Origin of the sequence: Botrimarina colliarenosi (assembly GCF_007859955.1) — a bacterium.
Lineage (GTDB): Bacteria > Planctomycetota > Planctomycetia > Pirellulales > Lacipirellulaceae > Botrimarina > Botrimarina colliarenosi.
In genome coordinates this window covers 69,847-87,995 of record NZ_SJPR01000002.1, presented here as the reverse complement: position 1 = coordinate 87,995, position 18,149 = coordinate 69,847, and the positions used below count along the sequence as shown (strand labels likewise).

The 18,149-nt window shown below is 62.9% G+C and carries 5 protein-coding genes and 1 pseudogene; 4 read left to right on the top strand and 2 right to left on the bottom strand.

Annotation, left to right across the window (positions count from 1 at the left end; translation table 11 throughout):
- Nucleotides 1–81: 81 nt before the first annotated feature.
- Nucleotides 82–3,318 carry an alpha-L-rhamnosidase gene (locus Pla108_RS08495; RefSeq protein ID WP_146444516.1) on the bottom strand — a complete coding sequence of 1,079 codons (3,237 nt, stop codon included), beginning with the start codon at nucleotides 3,316–3,318 and terminating at the stop codon, nucleotides 82–84.
- Between the two features lie 458 nt (nucleotides 3,319–3,776).
- Between Pla108_RS08495 and Pla108_RS08490 the strand changes: the two genes are divergently transcribed.
- Nucleotides 3,777–7,010, top strand: coding sequence for an autotransporter-associated beta strand repeat-containing protein (locus Pla108_RS08490; protein WP_197526394.1), 3,234 nt, complete (start codon nucleotides 3,777–3,779; stop codon nucleotides 7,008–7,010).
- A gap of 339 nt (nucleotides 7,011–7,349) precedes the next feature.
- The gene (locus Pla108_RS08485; RefSeq protein WP_197526393.1) at nucleotides 7,350–8,564 is read left to right on the top strand and encodes a BBP7 family outer membrane beta-barrel protein; all 1,215 of its coding nucleotides are present in this window, start codon (nucleotides 7,350–7,352) and stop codon (nucleotides 8,562–8,564) included.
- Nucleotides 8,565–8,596: 32 nt separating this feature from the next.
- Here the strand turns inward: Pla108_RS08485 and Pla108_RS08480 are convergent, their stop codons facing one another.
- A complete protein-coding gene (locus Pla108_RS08480) occupies nucleotides 8,597–14,170 on the bottom strand; it encodes an ELWxxDGT repeat protein (protein WP_146444513.1) in 5,574 nt (1,857 codons plus the stop codon).
- Between the two features lie 925 nt (nucleotides 14,171–15,095).
- On the opposite strand from Pla108_RS08480, the pseudogene Pla108_RS08475 reads away from it, so the two are divergent.
- Nucleotides 15,096–16,370 (top strand): annotated as a pseudogene (locus Pla108_RS08475) (CmpA/NrtA family ABC transporter substrate-binding protein); the annotation flags it as partial.
- Nucleotides 16,371–16,464: 94 nt separating this feature from the next.
- Nucleotides 16,465–18,126, top strand: coding sequence for an ABC transporter permease (locus Pla108_RS21270; RefSeq protein WP_231934385.1), 1,662 nt, complete (start codon nucleotides 16,465–16,467; stop codon nucleotides 18,124–18,126).
- Nucleotides 18,127–18,149 lie beyond the last annotated feature (23 nt).

The window sequence follows — 18,149 nt, the reverse complement described above, 5'->3', positions numbered from 1 at the left end:
CGGCGGCGAGAAGTTGGGACGCCAGAAGTCTCCCCGAAGAAACCGACCGGCGATCTCAGCAGCGGATCCCCTGAAGGCCTCTCATTCACCTTCGATGATGGTGAACTTGTGACGCCCTGGCGAGAGGTCGATCTCGGTGGCGTCGATGCCGGCGGCGGTGCTTGTCGCCCGCGTCGTGGCGACAGGTTCTCCCTTCTGCCGCAATGCCGACCCTTCGACGTTTCGTAGGCGAAGGGTCGCCTGCGTGTTGGCGGGAATGGTGATGCTGTATGACCGCTCACCCTTGGTCGTGTTCCATTCGGTACGGATCGGGCCGCGGACGCTGTCGTACTCGACCCGACACCAATCGAGCTGCGGATCAAAGGTCGGCTCGATAAGCACGTCGGCGTAACCTGGCGACACGGCATGGATGCCGCCGAGGTTTTGGGCCATCCACCCGTAGACGGCTCCAAACGAATAATGTGCGAACGAGTTCATGCCGGGGTTCTGAAAGCCATGCTCAGGAGTCCAACCGTCCCACCGCTCCCAGATGCTCGTGGCCCCGTGAGCGATGGAAAAGAGCCAGCCGGGGTACTCTGTTTGATGCAAGAGGCGCAGCGCTACGTCATGCCTACCGATCTGGCTGAGCGTCAGCATCAGGTCTTTGGTGCCGATAAAGCCCGTGGATAGCTTCCAGCCGCGTGCCTCGATGTTTTGAACCAGCTTCTTGGCGGCCTTCTCGCGCAACGGGCCATCGAGCAGGCCGTAAGAGATGGCAAGCACGTACCCGGTCTGGGTGTCGCCACGCACCTCGCCCTCGTCCGAGACGTACTCCTCAACAAAAGCGGCCCGGATGCGGTCGAACAGATCGGCGTACTTCGCCGCGTCGGTTGTTTCGCCAAGGACTTCGGCGCTGCGACGCAGTAGGTCGACCGAGCGAGCGTAGTAGGCCGTGTAGATGACCTCTTTGGGCGTGGGGGCGTTCACATCGAGCCAGTCGCCAAAGGCGTGGTACTGGTCAGGAGGCAGAACTCCATCGCGCGAGCGTTCGCGGCAGAACTCGACAAAGCGGACCATCGACGGGTACTGCCGCCGGAGGAGTTCGATGTCGCCATAGGCCCAGTAGACCTCCCACGGGCAGATGACGCCGGCGTCGGCCCAGGCCGGGCCGCCATCGTCTTGGCCGCGCACAACGGGCGCGACCTTGGGGAATTGCCCGTCATCTCGCTGAGCATCGGCGAGATCGACCAGCCATTTCCGGAAGAAGGCCTGCGTATCGGCGGTCAGGCAAGCGGTCATCACATAGACCTGGGCGTCCCCGGTCCACCCGAGCCGCTCGTCGCGCTGCGGACAGTCGGTCGGCACGTCGATGAAGTTGGAACGCTGCGTCCAGAGGATGTTCTTGTACAAGCGATTCAGTTTCTCGTCCGAGCATTCGAATTCGCTGGCGTCCGGCGTGTCGCTTGACAACGCAACGGCCGTCACTTGATCGAGCGGCAGCGGCTCGTCGATTCCGGTCAGCTCGACGTACTGGAATCCGTGGAAGGTCTGGCGCGGTTGCCACTCTTCGACGCCGTCACCCTTACAGGTATAGACGTCCGTCGCGCGGGCAAGCCGGAGGTTGGTGGTGTAGATCGAACCGTCGGGGTTGGTCCTCTCGGCGAAGCGGATCTGGATCCGCTGCCCCTTACGGCCCTGGACCTTGATCCGGGCGACGCCCGCCATGTTCTGGCCAACGTCGTAGACATAGACACCGGGGGCGGGCTCATCGACCGACTCCGCGGGGAATTCAGCAACCTCAACAACGGGCGGGCCGGGGTGCCATTCGATCACTGGCTTGTATTCCGCGCCGACATCCGCCGACGCCAGTCTCACCGGAGAGCCGTCAGGGCGGTCCCAACCCGGCGCCTCTTTGCGGGCGTCGTACTCCTCGCCAACCAGGAAATCGGCCACCTGTACGGGACCGTCGGTGGCGATCCAATCGCGGTCGGTCGAAAAGACCTCGGTCGATCCGTCGTCGTATTCGGCCCTGAGCATCGCGCGGAAGCGCGGCTTCTTGCCGTAGATGTCTCGTGCGGCGCCCCAGGCGATGTGTCCCGAGTACCAGCCGTCGGCCAAGACGGCGCCCCAGGCGTTCTCGCCTTGCAGGACCGCTTCTGTCACGTCGTAGGCGCGGTAGTAGACCCGCTTGCGGTAGTCGGTCCACCCCGATGAGAAGTAATCCGTGTTGACCCGTTGTCCGTTGAGCGTAAGGTCGGCCAAGCCCAACGCCGCGAGGTAGACCGTCGCACGGCGGACTGGCTTGTTGATCTTGAATTCTCCCCGCAGATAGCTCGGTGGCGCCGAAACGTCGCGTCGAACGACATGGCGACCGTAAGGGGGATTGCCGTACGCGGTGACCACAGCGGCCTGGGGCGCCTTGTCAAGCGAGCGGTTCTTCCACGGCTCGTCTCCGTCGGCTACGCACCGCCATTCGCCGTCGGTCACGAGGACATGTTCTGTGCCCTCTTCCGTGGTCACGCGCAGCTTCACTGCTAAACCCGTGGGCCCTTGATCGCCATTGCGAGTCAATACCCGTAACGTGTTCGGCCCTCCTTCCAGATAGGGGGCGACACTCTCAACGGTTGGATTGCCGAGCGAGCTAACGCTGGCGACCTCGTAGCCGTTCAGCAGGACGGTCGCCTGATCGTCGGCGCAGACCATTAGCTGGGCTCGCTCGATCCGGCCGGTCGCGGGCAGAGTCCACGTCCGCTCAAAGAGACGCGTCGCTCCGGCAGGGGCGCCATGATCGACGTCTTCGGGGAGACCGACCCATTGCGCGTCTTCCAGGTCGATCGTCGGGGGGTCGGAGTTCAAGTGGCGCAACGCGTCGTAGCCAATCCACTCCCCCTCCCATTCGCTCGGGTCCAGGACCCCCATCGACCATTCGGCGGGATCGCTCCAAGGCCCTTGAAGGCCGTCAACATCCCACGTACGCACCCGCCAGTAGCACCGCTGGTGCGACGCCAAAGTGGCCCCTTCGTAGGTCACATCGTAAGTCGACCCACCGGGAGTCTTACCGGAGTCCCACAGATCCGCTTCGCTATTGCGTAACTTCTGCGGGCTCGAAGCGACCTGCACTTGGTAGGCCGTCTGGAACTGGCCCGGCGTCTCCGACACGACAATCCAGCTCAACTTAGGACTCGCAGAGTCGACCCCTAGCGGTTCGTTGCGGTACTCGCACCGCAGCCTGTCGGCCTCGAGCAATCCCTCTTGAGCGATCGCAGCCGAAGCCGAAACTCCCGCCGCGCAGAAGACGAGAATCGCTGTCGTGCAGTTTCTGAGAACAAGTCGAGGCATCGGGCTCTTAACTCTCGGCGGGGGTCAATCAATCGGGAGAAGTCCGTAGCGAACACCAAGATGATACCAACAGGCCCCTGGTTGGTGATGTTCCCCTCGTACGCTCGCGGCGGAATGCTCAGATCGTTCCCCTTGAAGGCCCGCAAAGTGAGCGAAGGGCAGAAACGATCTTCAGGAATCACTTCGGCGATTCACCCGTGCCAGTCTCGGTCCCTCACGGACGGAATCCGCAGAAACCATCCGAAAACGAAAACTTCCCTTCCTTACGCCCTCACGGCGCGTTGCGAACGGTTGCTTTGACGCCCAATCAGCCCAGTGGCTATCCTAAAGGGTCTGCGTCGCTGTGATTCTGTCGCGGCGATTCTCCTCCCTACGGATACGCCCTTGGCCGTCCGCCTTTACGACCCCTGCGGACTCCCGCACTTCATCTCAACGGCTCAGCGCCAATGGATCGGGCATTGAATCGAGCACTCGCCTGCGCCGCACTGGCAACCCTGGTAATACCATCGGGGGCTGTCGCGCAGCTCCTGGCCTTCCCCGAGGCGGAGGGCTTTGGCCGGTACACCACGGGGGCGCGAACGAACCTCGCGGCCGCCAGTGTCTATCACGTCACGAACCTCAACGACGCGGGGCCCGGGTCGTTCCGCGACGCGGTCAGCCAGTCGAACCGATTCGTCGTCTTCGATGTGGGCGGGATCGCCAATATCGAGTCGGTCGTGACCGTTGCGAGCAACATCACCATCGCCGGCCAAACCGCGCCCGGCGGGTTCACCATCTACAACGATCGGATCAGCTTCACCAACTCCCATAACTTGATCAGCCGACACTTTGCTGTTCGCAAGGGCGACCCGGGCGTCCGCACCGACGCCGCGAGTATCGCCCGCGGCTCGAATATGATCTTCGACCACATGTCGATCACCTGGGGCGTCGATGGCACGTTCGACATCAACCCCGACAGCGGTTACGTCATTGATAACATCACGATCCAGAATTCGATCATCGCCCAGGGGCTCGATCGGGTCGGTCACAGCACCGGCGGCCTGATGACGCCCGGCGACGGGGGCAGCGTCAGTGTGATCAAGAGCCTTTACGCCGACAACGTGACCCGTAACCCGAAGGTGCGTAACGAGAACGAGTTTATCAACAACGTCGTCTACGGCTACGAGTCGGCCGGGTACATCATGGGCGACACGTCGGGCACGTCGTACGCGAACGTCGAAGGCAATTACTTTATCGAAGGCCCCGTAGATGGCGGTTCGCCATTCTCTAGCGGCACGAGTTCCTTCCATATCTACGCTAACGACAACTGGGTCGATTCGGACCGCGACGGGGTGCTCGACGGATCACTCAACACCAACTATCCGGGCGCGGATGTCGTCGCGACACGACACGCTTTCCCGACCACTGCAACGATGACGGCGCAGCAGGCGGTGGCCTATGTGATGGAGAATGCCGGGCCCTCCATCATCCGTGACGCCGTCGATACCCGTCTGATGCAGGAAGTCGCCAGCTACGGCACGCTGGGCGGCGTGATCCTACGCGACACCGATCTGTTCCCCGGTTACGGAGTGGACCCCAGCTACCTGAACACCCGCGCCCGACTCGCCGACACTGACAACGATGGCATGGCAGACAACTGGGAGTCTGCTCACGGCCTCAATCCAGCGAACGCGGCCGATTGGAAGGGGGTCAACGCGGCCGGCTACACGCGGCTCGAAGAGTACGTCAATGAGCTGGGCGCCGATGGCTCTACCAAAACCTCATCGGGTGGGACTTGGACGTCGGGCGGCGTCTGGACCGGCGGGGCGCCGACACTGGGCGACGTCGCTGTCACCACCGGTGCTGTCAGCCATGTCAGTGGCCACGCCTTCGCGAGGCGTCTGGCCGTCAACGGGACGCTGAACGTCAGCGGCGGAACGCTCGACGTCTTCGACACGGTGACCGCGAACGGTTCGTTGACGATCAGCGGCGGCGCCGCGACAGCGGGCCGCGTCCTCGTGAGTTCGCCTGGCCAATCAAGCGTGGTCTCAGTGGAGGCCGGCGGCGTCTTGCAGACCGGTACCATCGCTAGTGGCGGCGGCACAGGTTTGCTTTACATGAACGGAGGCGCGCTTCGCGCCGCCGATTCCCCCCAGGTGACGGTCGCAACCGTGCTCGGCGCCGGCGGGGCAACCATTGATACCGCTGGCTACTCCGGATCTATCACCGGGCCCGTCTCGGGTAGCGGCGGCCTCATGAAGCAAGGAGACGGCAGCCTCACTCTCTCCGGCGCCAATAGCTACACGGGCGCCACCGCGATTGAGGGAGGCAAGCTCATCGTCCAAGGCAGCGGTCTTGGCCAATCAAGCGGCGTTGACTTGGCCGAAGGGACCACGCTTGACGTCTCCGCGGTCTCCGGCGGTCTCATCCTCACCACAGGCAAGTCGCTAGGTGGGAGCGGGAAAGTGATGGGTAGCGTCGCTGCAGGCGCGGGCTCGGTGGTGCGTCCCCAGGGGAGGACGGGGGTCCAAACCGACACGGGCGCCATCGGGATTCAAGCGGAAGACCTTGCTTTGGGCAGTGACTGGGCCCTCTTCAACAACGCCATTCACGGCGCCGGCGCGGGGGGCTCTTACGATGGCGCCGACCTCAACGGCGGCGGCATTGTGCTAGTCTCGACCGAGAGCCTAGCGGCCCCCAGCGCAAGCGGTGTCGCTTCGACCGGGATCGTCATCCCCGAATCGAAGACTTGGTACTTGTTCGCCAAGACCTCCGAGCCGAGTAATTCGCCACTGGCGGGCGATCCGTCAACGGCCCCGGGTGGCAACAACAGCTTTTGGACCTCCGACACAGCTAGCACTTTGGTTGCAACCACGTCCAACTTCGAAGAGGTGCAGACCTACGCCAACCCGGGCGACGAGGCGGTTTGGAACCGCGTCTCGCCGAGCCTCGCTGCCCTCAACGGGGTCGTATCGCCGCTCAACGCCGGCATCGATTACTTCCTGAATAGCGGCTTACAGACTTTCGCGATCTACGGCCGCGAAGTCGGCACGATCATCGATGGCTTCGTCTTGTCCGACTCCAATCTTACCGCTGAACAGTTGGAGACGGTTCTTTCCGGCGGCGTTGATTCGGTGCTTACCGTCGAAGGCGACTTTAACCTCTCCGCAGGGGCTCTGCTTGAAGTTGAGATCGCCGGTGGCGACGCGCTCAACAAGCTCGTGGTCACCGGCGCGGCGACGCTGGGCGGCGACCTCTCGCTCTCGCTAGCGGAAGGCTTCACGCCGCAAGCGAGTGACGTGTTCGAAATCCTCGAGGCGGGCTCCTTGGCCAATCAATTTGGAAATGTGGCGTCTGGAGCGCGGATCGCCACCGAAGACGGCCGCGGGTCCTTCATCGTGAACTACGAAGGCCTAACGGACCTCGTCTCGCTATCCAATTTCACCGAAGGGGTGCTTGGAGATTTCAACGGCGACGGATTCGTGGACGCCGCTGACTACACCGTCTGGCGCGACAACCTAGGCTCCGCCGACGAGACTTCGATCGGCAATGCTGGCGATGGCCTGAACGGAGTCGATCAAGAGGACTACCTCGTGTGGAAGGCAAACTATGGCGCCACAGCCGTCTCCGCCAGCTCGGCGACGGCTACGCCGGAACCGAGCGGTTTGCTTCTAGGGGCTTTAGGCCTCCTTCTCACCGCCCGCCGCCGCTAGGCGACAGGCTTCAAAGTCTCCCGCCTCCGCTTGGCGGGCGTAGCGTTATCAAGCTAGCTGGCAATGAAGCCACTGTTGCTGGCGCCGGCAGTGCGTATGGGGGCGGCGGTCTCTTCGCCTAGCCGACGCCCCGCGCCGAAAAAGCCGCGATGCGCAACGCTAGCAATTGAGAAAACGGGCAAGAATTAACGGTCGTAATAGGTTTGAGGATTCGAGGCGGATGTGACGATTGACGAAAGCAGGCCTTGACTCTCGACCCGTTTCAATCGCTCACCGCTATCGACTATGAACCCATCTCAGCACGCGACCTCGGCGGCAAGGCTGCTAGCAGCAGCCTGGATGTCCCTCACCGGACTCGCGTCGGCGCAGCCGTCTCCAGGGATGACAGCCGCCCACCATGTGGATGATTACCTGTCGGAGCCGTCCGACGATTACAGCGACGAGACGATGGGAGCTGGCTGCTGCGATATCGTCTCGTCCTGCGGTGGCGCCTGCGACTGCTGCGGTCGGGCTTGCTGGGTCGAGGTTGACTCGCTGATTTGGTGGACCAAAGGCGTCGATACGCCCCCTCTGGTGACGACCGGCTCGACCACAGGCCGCGGTGTCTTGGGCGACGCCGACACCGAGGTCCTCTTCGGTGGCGGCGACCGGCTCTTGGAGGACTCCCGCTTTGGCGGGCGGGTCCGACTGGGGACGTGGGTCGACAGCTGCCAGACGCGGGGTATCGAGGTCAGCTATCTCCGCCTGGAGGACGAGAGCGAAGGCTTCTCTGCCTCGGACGCCGACTACGCCGTGCTGTCGCGACCGATCTTCAACTCGAGCACCTCGGCCGAGGATGCGCTGTCGGTTGTCTTTCCGGGCGCGACCAGTGGATCACTGCAGCTCGACGCCGAGACCCAGTTCCAGGCGCTCGACGTAACGTACCTGTTCAATATTTCCCAGCACTGCGGGGGCCGTTGCGACTTTGTCGTGGGCTACCGCTATCAGGAACTGTCCGACACGTTGCTTGCGTCGCAGAGCATGCTTTCCTTGGCCGGCGCGAGCGCCGGGTCGACGATCGACTCCTACGATCGCTTCGCCACGAGGAACACCTTCAACGGTGGCCTCTTTGGCATTCGGTTCAACAATGAAATGAGCCCCTGCTGGTCGCTCGAGTCTTCGATCGGCTTCGCCCTGGGTGGCGTGCAGCGACGCTCAAGCATCGACGGATCGACGACCGTCACCGACACCGGCAACGCGGCGACCACGACCGCCGGTGGTTTGCTGGCGCAGCCGACCAACATCGGCGATTACAGCGACAGCCGCTTCGGCGCGTCGTACGAAGTCGGCGTGAAGCTCAAGCGAAAGCTGAGCGAGCGGGCCGTCCTCTCGGTGGGCTACACCTACATGGCGTTGAGCAATGTCTTCCGCGCCGCCGACCAGATTGACACGAACGTGAATCCGACCCAGTTCAGCGGCGGCTCGCTGACGGGATCGGCGACGCCGACCTTCCCCGGCGCCTCGTCGGGCTACTGGGCCCAGGGCCTTAGCCTCGGCCTCGAAGCGACCTTCTAAAAGAAGGCGCCGGGCTAAACGACGGCGCTAAGTTACAACGCCAGGCTCCAGTCCTCGCTCTCCTCAAACGCCGCATCGAAGGCGTCGAGCACGAAGGCCATCGTCGCCGACTGGCTGCCGCTAGTAGTAGTGCTCGCTGCAACCTGGATCGCCACGGTCGCTGTGGCCGTCGCGGCGCTCGGGTCAGCGACCCGGTAGGTGAACGAGTCCTGACCGGTGAACCCCGCGTTGGGGACGTAGGTAAACTGGCCGCTGGAGCCAAGCAACACGGTGCCGTTGGTGGGCTGCGTTACGATCGTCGCCGCCAGCGTATCGCCATCGATGTCCGTGTCGTTGGCAAGGACGCCTTCACCTTCGGCGATCACCAACGGCGCGCCGGCGGTCGCCGGGTAGGTGTCGTTGGCAGCGACGGGAGCGTCGTTGGTGTTCGCCACGGTGATGGTCACCACGACCGCGGGCGACGAGAACTCGTCATCCTTCGCTTTGTAGCTGAACGTGTCTTGCCCCGTGTAGTTCGCCGTCGGGGTATAGGTCAGCGAGCCATCGGAAGCCAGCGACAGCGTTCCGTGGGTGGGTGACTGGGTCACCGCAGCGGTCAGCGTGTCGTCCTCGGCGTCCGAGTCGTTGGCGAGGACGCCATTGGCGGCCGTCACCGTGAGCGTCGTGTCTTCGGTCGCCATGTAGGCGTCGATGGCCGCGGTTGGCGACGTGTTTGTTTGGCTGGCGCTACCGCCTGAGCGGATGGTTGCGGCCAGTTCGGTGTGGCCGGCCTGTTCCTCGGCGTCGGCCACGACCTTGCGGAACATCTCCTGTGGCGAGGGCGCTGAGGCGAGGAACCAAGCCAGCGTGATATAGCTCGAGGAGAGCGGCGTCTCGCCGAAGTTGTTCTCGGTGAACACGCTATTGCCGCTGACGACGAGGTTGCTGATCGTGTCGTTGGTGAGCGCAGCCCCGGCGACAGTCGTCACGTCCTTGCCGTCCGAGTGGGCCGCAGGCTGGCTCTCGACGATCTTGTACGTGCCTGATGAAAGCTCGGTGAACGAGTAGCTGCCGTCGTTGCCGGTGAGCATCGACCGTGAGACCGAGTAGCCGCGGACATCGACGCCGGTGAGCGTCACGAGCACGCCGGGGATGCCGATCTCGCCGGTTTCGCGGACGCCGTCGTTGTCGGTGTCGACATACACAAAGCCGCTGATCGTCACGCTACCCGCATCGTAGACATTGACCACCACCGACGCCGTCGAGGTGAGCCCGTCTCCGTCCTCCATCGTGTAGGTGAAAACGTCGTTGCCGACCCCCTCGAGGGGCGCCGTGTACTTCAGCGAACGGCCGTCGGCGCTGATCACAATCGTCCCGCCAAGCGAGCCGGTCGTCACGGAGGTGATCTTGTGCGACGACGTGCCGTCGGGATCGGTGTCGTTGGCAAGTACGTTGAGCGTCGTCGGCGTCCCATCGTTAGGGGCGTCGAAGCTGTCGTCGACCGCCACTGGCGAATCGGGCGTGCCGGTGACATTGATTGTCACCTGGCCATCGTTCATGCCCCCCGCCCCGTCCGACGTCCGATAGGTGAACGTGTCTGTGCCAAAGAAGTCAGCGTTCGGCGTGTAGGTGAACGACCCGTCCGCGTTCAGCGTCAGCGTGCCCTTGGCGGGGCCGGTGACGACCGTGACGCCGAGCACCGTGCTATCGATGTCAGAATCGTTGGCGAGCACGCCTTCACCGACCGCGACGGTGAGCGTGCCGTCTTCGCTAACGGTGTAGGTGTCGTCGGTGACGGTGGGGTTGTCGTTGACCGAATTGACGGTCAGCGACACGGTTACCGGGTCGGAAACGGTCACCCCGTCGGTAACGGAGTAGGTGAACGAGTCGGGGCCGAAGTAATTGGCGGCTGGCGTGTAGACGAAGGAGCCGTCCGCGTTGAAGGTGAGCGTCCCATGCGTCGGCCCCGTGACGACGGTCGCGGTGAGCGTGTCGCCGTCGACGTCGACGTCGTTCGCCAAGACGCCATTCGCCGGCGTGACCGCCAGCGGTTCGTCTTCGTTGAGGGTGTAGCTGTCGACGACCGGCTCCGGCGCGTCCTGCAACGCGTTCACGGCGATCGTCACCTTGGCGACGTTCGAGACGTCGGTCCCGTCGGTCGAGCGGTAGGTAAACGAGTCGGCGCCGAAGTAGTTTGCCTCAGGCGTGTAGGTGAACGAGCCGTCGGCGTTGAGGGTGACCGTACCGTGAGCCGGCTGATCGACAACTGTCACGGTGAGGCCGTCGATCGAGCCGTCGCCATCGTTCTGCAGCACGCCATTCGCGGCGTCAACGCTCAGCGAGGCGTCCTCGTCAACCTCGTAGTCGTCGGCTCGGGCCGCGATCACGCCGAGGGTCGTGAGCTCGAAGGTCCTCGTCGACGCGTTGCCCGCCGCGTCCGTGACGACGACATCGAACTGCAGCGGACCCGTTTGCTCGGTAGTGGCGGTCCAAGTCAGTTCGCCGGTGCCCGCGTCGATTGTCATGCCCGCCGGGGCGCCGACCAGCGAATAGAGGACGCCGGCCATGCCCTCGTCGGGGCTGTCGAGATCGACGGACAATTCTTGGCCGACCCGTGCTTCGTCAGGAAGGGCTGTCGTGACGCCGCCAGGCGTCGTCGAGTCGATCGTCACATTGAGCGCTGCCGAGGGATCACTCTCGAATCCCGAGAGAGAAACCGTCGCGGTGATGGCGTGCAGACCGTCGCTCAGCGTGGTCGCCCCATCGGTCGTGATGAGAACCTGATTGCTCGAGGCAGTCGCGGTCCCGATCAAGACGCTGCCGGCGTAGAGGCGCACCTCGGAGCCAGCGGTGACGCCGGTCACGCTGAACGTTAACTTCGATCCCGCCGTGGCGTTGTTGAAGCTCGTCAGGTCGTCGCTATCGCTGGAGCCGGTGTCGCTAACGTCGACGAGATCGACCCCCGTCGGCGCGCCGAGGAACTGCTCGCCGAAGTTGAGGTTGGCGATCTCGCGGCCGATCTCGACGTTGACGGAGTAGCCCGCCTGCGTCGTCACGACGCCGGACGACAACTCGGCCCGCACCGTGTAGGCGCCGGGCGTCACCTGCAAGTGATAGCGGCCGTTGGCGTCGGTGGTCGTCGAAAGCTCGCCGGCGTCGAAAGAGCCGTTGTTGTTCTGGTCGATGAAGACGACCACGCCGCTCTGGGCGACATCGGAGTTGTTAAAGCTGCCGTCGCCATCGAGGTCGAGGAACTTGGCGCCGGTCAGACTGCCGAGGCCCTCGATCGCACTGACGACCACCAACTCGCCATTCGCGCCTTGAGGCACCTCGCCAAACGCGCTGTTGGTGGCTCCATCAACGTCGTTAATCTGCAATCCTGCGATGTCGTCGACCGTCTGCATTGAGAGAACACGGCCGAAGACGGTGAAGGCGTTCTTGTCTGCCGGGTCGAGCAAACTGCTGTTGTCTTTCAGGTTGACGAAGAACTGGCTGGTAGCGCTGTCTGGTTGGCCGGCAATCTTCGCCATCGCGAGGGTGCCGCGGAGGTTCGAAATGCCAGGTTCGTTATCGATCTGCCCGTTGGAGGTGACCGGGCTGAACTGACTCGTGTTCGTAAACGCCGTTGAGCTGGTGGTGAAGCCGCCACCCTGAATCACAAAGTCTTCTACGGACCTGTGGAAAAACGAGTTGAGGTAATCGCCGTCGTTGATGTAGGTGAGGAAGTTGTCGACCGTGCCGGGCGTCTCGTTCTCAAAGAGCTCGATGACGATGCCGCCATAGTTGGTGACAATCGACACGATGGGGTTGGACGTGTAGGCCAGCACCACGTCGTCGCCATCCTGCAAAACGTAGTCGCCGAACTCGTCGACGAGGTGGCCATTGACGAACATCTGCACCGTGTGCGTGCCGTCAGCGACGGAGCCCATCAGGCGGGTCGACGTGAGGAACGCTTCGGCGTTCTCGCCCGCCTCGCCCGCGTCGGTGCGCCACATATCGAAGAAGCCGCCAAGCGTCTGGCCGGTTCCCCCAAGGAACACCAAGCCGTCGTCCGTCAGCGTGTAGTACGCCCCGTTCGAGCCATCCGACTCGACGCCCAGCAGGTCCGGAATCTCTATGGCGCCGCCGTTGATTGACACGGTGAGCCGGAAATTGTCCGCATTCACCAGGGTGTGTAGCTCGCTCTGACCCGACGCGTCGAGGGCGGTGTAGTAGATCCCGCCATTGAACTCCACGAAATTCGTGGGGTTCGAAGCCTTCGTCCCAAAGTGGGCGTCGGTGACCAGCTGCGTCCCGGCAGCCGTCCCGTCGGTGCGCCACAGCTCACGATCCGTGGCGTCGGTGAAGGCTGAGAAATAGAGCAGCCCGCCCACTTCCGTGAAGTAATAGGGGTAAGAGTCATTGGCGACATCCGCGTCGTCGTCGTCCTTGTGGACGCCCGGATTGATGTCGACGAGGCGGATCGTCCCCACGGACGTCCCGTCCGAGACCCAAAGCTCCTTGCCGCTCACGTCGTCGCTAGCCGAGAAGTAGAGCTTGCCGTTGTACGCGGTGAAACCCGAGAAGTCGTTCAGGTTGCCTTCGGCGCCGGGCTCGATGTCTTTGACCAGCGTCGGAGTGCTCGATGTCGCGGTGTCGAGCTTCCAAAGCTCGGTGCCGTGGACGCCGTCGTTGGCGCTGAAGAAGAGCGTATTGCCAACGGCGGTGAGTTGGTCACCCGCCCCGAATGAGTTCGTCGTGCCCGCGTAGAGGTCGGTAAGACGGACCGTTCCGCCGGCGGTGCCGTCGGTCTTCCAGAGCTCGGCCCCGTGAACCGAGTCGATCGCCACAAAGTAGAGCGTATTCCCGACGACGGTCATCAGGCCGGGCGAAGAGGACCGTGGCGTCTCCGTTGTGGTGGTTCCACTAGTGGTGGTGGTCGTCCCCGTATTGATGTCCTTCACCATGACCGTCCCGCTCGCGGTCCCGTCGGACTTCCACAACTCGCGACCGTTGACGCCATCCGTCGCTGAGAAGTAGAGGACGCCGTTCACTTCGGTGAGATTTCCCGGAGTCGACGACGCGCCCGCCGCCGCGGCGATGTTCTTGACTTGCGTGGTGCCGTTGCTGGTGCCGTCGGACTTCCAGAGCTCGACGCCGTTGGTCCCATCGTTCGCCGTGAAGTAGAGCGTATTGCCCACCGCAATCAGGTTATCAACCGACGATGCGGTAGCGTTGGTGGGGGTGAGGTCCCGGACCATGACGGTTCCGGCCTCGGTCCCGTCGGTTTTCCAGAGCTCGCGTCCGTTCGTTCCGTCGGTGGCGATGAAGTAGAGCGACGTGCCGATCGCTACCAGATCGGTGGGAGTCGACGCCGCCGAGCCCGGCGCGATGTCCTTCACCAAGCGCGTCCCGAGGGACGTCCCGTCGGTTACCCACAGCTCGCGGCCGTTGCTACCGTCGGTCGCGGAGAAGTACATCAGATCGCCGACAACGGTCAGCTCCGCCGGGGCGGCCGCCCCGTACGGGTTGACGTCGATCGCCACCGCGGTCGCCGAGAGGACCTGGCGTGATTCGAGCTGCTGGAAACCTGCCCTCAGGTTCCGCTGACGGCGCGCCGGCTTTTGTCGCTTTCTGCTTTTTCGCATCGGTGGTGTCGCTTGCCTGTGTGTCTCTGTTCCGTGGCCTTTGCCGAGCCGCTAGGCGGTCGCCAACCGCGGGTTTCCACCTTCCAGCCTATTCAGAGGCGCGGGTTAACGCCCGAGATCGGCTGATCGGCCACTGTTTTTGGGGAGTAGATAGTCGGAACGATCCCACCCCCCCTCGGGATTACGCCGGATTACGCCGACTGTTCCAGTCGGCGGACGAAGAATCGCCCCCGCTGCCAAGGTCCAGGCCGTTCCGAGGCCGCGTCAGCAGTCCCTTCTTACTTGGCCGGTTTTCTCAGCAAAATGAACGCGTAACCCACCAAGGACTCCAGTTTTTAGACGGAAGCCTTGGTCTCTCGCCGGTAATCCCGTGGCATGTTCGCGGGCGGCTCGGGAACGCCCGAAAAGTCCGAGCGCCTTGTCGTCTCGAACGGATCCCCACCTCTCCCCGGCGCCTCCCGGCGCTGAGGCGGCCGTTCCGTAACGCATCGAGGGCGCTCGCCAACAGGGCGAGAACACGGCTTCGCCTCTTCCGCCTTTTCTCGGATGGCGAGAAACCTAGCAGCAGCTCGGGCGAGGAGCACCCCTGCTTTGTATGTAAGCAGACCTGCCCAGCTGTCACGCAGCCCACAGACGCCCATCGCTCTCATCGGACCTCTCTTCGATCCATGACGAGGAGGAGTTGGCCTTTCCGAATCCATAGGTGGCGATTCTTTGCTCACTCGGTTGCTTTGGTGCAAAGGTTGCAAACGGGGAGAGGGAATTGACCCGCGATGCGCCGCCCCGCCACAGACCTCCCCCTGCCCCGCTCAATTTGATGCGATCTGCACCTCGATTCTCGTTAGGCACGATTTGTCTTCGTTTGGTCCTGTTGGGGGCTGTAGCGGCCGCTCCAGGCGCGTCTAGAGCCCAAGAGACCGAGCCTCTCGATGTTGAGAAAGACGCCCTGAAGTTCGGCTTCATCAAGCTGACTGACTGCGCACCAATCGTGATCGCTAAGGAGAAAGGCTTCTTCGAGGATGAGGGGCTCCAGGTTGAGGTCATCGCTCAGCCCAACTGGAAGACGCTTCTCGATAACGTGATCAGTGGCGAACTTGACGGCGCCCATATGTTGAGCGGTCAGCCAATCGCCGCGACTATCGGCTTCGGCACCAAGGCCCACGTGATCACGGCGTTCACGATGGACCTCAATGGCAACGGGATCACCGTTTCGAACGCCGTCTGGGAGCAGATGCAGGAGAACGACTCGGCGCTGCAGAGCCCCACGCCCCCGCACCCCATTACCGCCGACGCTCTCAAGCCGGTGGTTGAGGAGAAACTGGACGAGGGCGAAAAACTGCAGATGGGGATGGTTTTCCCCGTCAGCACGCACAATTACGAGCTGCGATACTGGCTCGCCGCGGCTGGAATCCACCCCGGCATGTACACCAAGGCCGATATCGGCGGCCGGACCGACGCCGAAGTCGAGCTGTCGGTGACGCCGCCGCCGATGATGCCCGCCACGCTCGAGTCGGGCAACATCCAGGGCTACTGCGTCGGCGAGCCGTGGAATCAGCAGGCGGTCTCGAAAGGGATCGGCGTGCCGGTCGTCACCAACTATGAGATTTGGAAGAACAACCCCGAGAAGGTTTTTGGCGTCACCAAGTCGTGGTCTGACGAGAACCCCCAGACGCACATCGCCGTCGTCAAGGCGCTGATCAAGGCGGGCAAATGGCTCGACAAGACGGACGCCAGCGGCAAGCTCGTCAATCGTGAGGAAGCAGCCCGCATCCTCTCACGGCCCGACTACGTGGGCGCTGACTACGACGTGATCAAGAACTCGATGACGGGCTACTTCTACTTCCAGAAGACCGACAAGGTCGAGATGCCGGACTTCAACGTCTTCTTCAAGCACGATTGCACGTACCCGTGGTACTCCGACGGCGTCTGGTTCTTGACGCAGATGCGTCGCTGGGGCCAGATCCCCGAGGCGAAGCCTGCCGAATGGTACGACGAGACGGCCCGCGAGATCTACAAGCCCGAGATTTACCTCGAAGCGGCTCAATTGCTGATCGACGAGGGCTTTCTCGACGAGTCCGAAGTCCCTCTCGACACGGACGGCTACAAGCCGCCGACCGACGCGTTCATCGACGGGATCAGCTACGACGGCAAGAAGCCGATCGAGTACCTCAACTCGCACAAGATCGGCAATAAGGATTGAGTGCTGGGGAGACCGCCGCAGCGCATAGGGCGACCCACCAAGTGCTTCAACCGCGGCCATCGGCGGCTACCAAACGAGAATAACAGGACTAGTTATGCTTTGGATCGGATTCGTTGTGCTCGGCGCGCTAATCGCCGCGGCGGTGGCGGCCGGCAAGCACCGCACGGTGAAGGCGATCGACGTAGCGGGCATGAACTTTCTGTCGCCGGTGGTCCGGCTCTGTTACGGTGAGGAACCGGAGAAGCAGCTCAAGCAGATCGCTCAGTTCATCGTCGCACCGATGCTGGCGGTTGCCGCCTTTATCGCCCTGTGGTTTGCCGTCTCCGATCAGGTGCAGACCAAGTCGGGGAAGCTTCCTAATCCGGCCGAGACATGGCGATCGGCCCAGTCCATCCTCCAGTTCCACAACCGCGAAAGCGACAAGCAGCAGGCCTTCAATCTCGACGGGACGAAGCGTGAGTCCGAGTTGGCCCGCGTCGAAGCCCGCCTCAATGAGATCAAGCCGCTCGAGCAAGAGGCGAACACCGCCGTTGCCGAAGCGAAGTTGGCGGCCAAATCGCGGACCGAAGAGCGGGTAGCTCCCCTTCAGAAGGAGTACGACTCGCTCGCCGCCCAGCTCAAGAGTCGGCAGGCCGACCGCACCGCGGAGCTCGAGACCGCCGCCTCGAAAGCCGCGGCAGGTGACAAGGCGACCAAGGACGCCTATGTCGCAATGGTCCGTGAGCATCGCAAGCTGACGGACATGGAAAGAGAGCGGCTACGCGACCTCAAGTCGGAAATTTCTACGCTCCGTGGCCAGAAGGACCCGGGCTTGATGCAGGCGCTAACGCAGCAGACCGCGATCGCCGAAGAGCGTCAGTACCTTGGCAAGATGCGTGACCAACTGACCGACGACAATCGCTACACCAAAGTCGCCGAGTCCGAGGCGACGCTCGCTGAGGACAAGCAGAACCTCTACGCTGCCGATGCGGCCGGCCTCTACAAGGCCGCCGTCAAGGTCGTCCGCGACGAAGACCGAATCGCAACGATTGAAGAGTCGGGTTACGCCAAGCCGGCGACGCTGCCGTACCAGGTGGCGCGGAGCGTGCTGTGCGTCTTTGTCGGATTTTTCATCGGGTCAGCGATTGCGATCCCGCTCGGGGTGCTGTGTGGGTTGTCAAAAACCTTTATGGCGGCGATGACGCCGTTCATCGCCATCTTCAAACCGGTTTCTCCCATCGTTTGGCTGCCAGTGGCGCTGATTGTTGTCGGCGGGTTCATCCCCGACCCCGACAAGCACTGGTTGACGCAGTGGATGTGGAATCTGCCGTGGCTGGGCGAGTACAAGATCAACCCCGCGTTCATCGCTTCGGCGATCACCGTAGCGCTCTGCTCGTTGTGGGCGACTTTGGTCAACACCGCGTTCGGTGTCGCGTCGGTCGATAAGGACCATATCAACGTGGCTCGGGTGCTGCGTCTGGGGTTCTGGGACCGACTGTTCAAGATCGTGCTGCCGTCTTCGCTGCCGCTGGTGTTCGCGGGGCTGCGGATCTCGCTGGGCGTGGGCTGGATGGTGCTGATCGCCGCCGAGCTGCTCAGCTCAAGCGAGGGTTTGGGGAAGTTCGTCTGGGATCAGTTCAATAACGGCGCCAGTGACTCGTTCGCCAAGATGATGGTCGTGGTCTTCGTCGTCGGCGCTATTGGGTTGCTCCTTGACCGCTTGATGATCGTCTTCCAACGCTTGGTCAGCTTTGACGGCGCTCCAACTGCGATTTGAGCTAGCGGTAAGCATTGACGGTC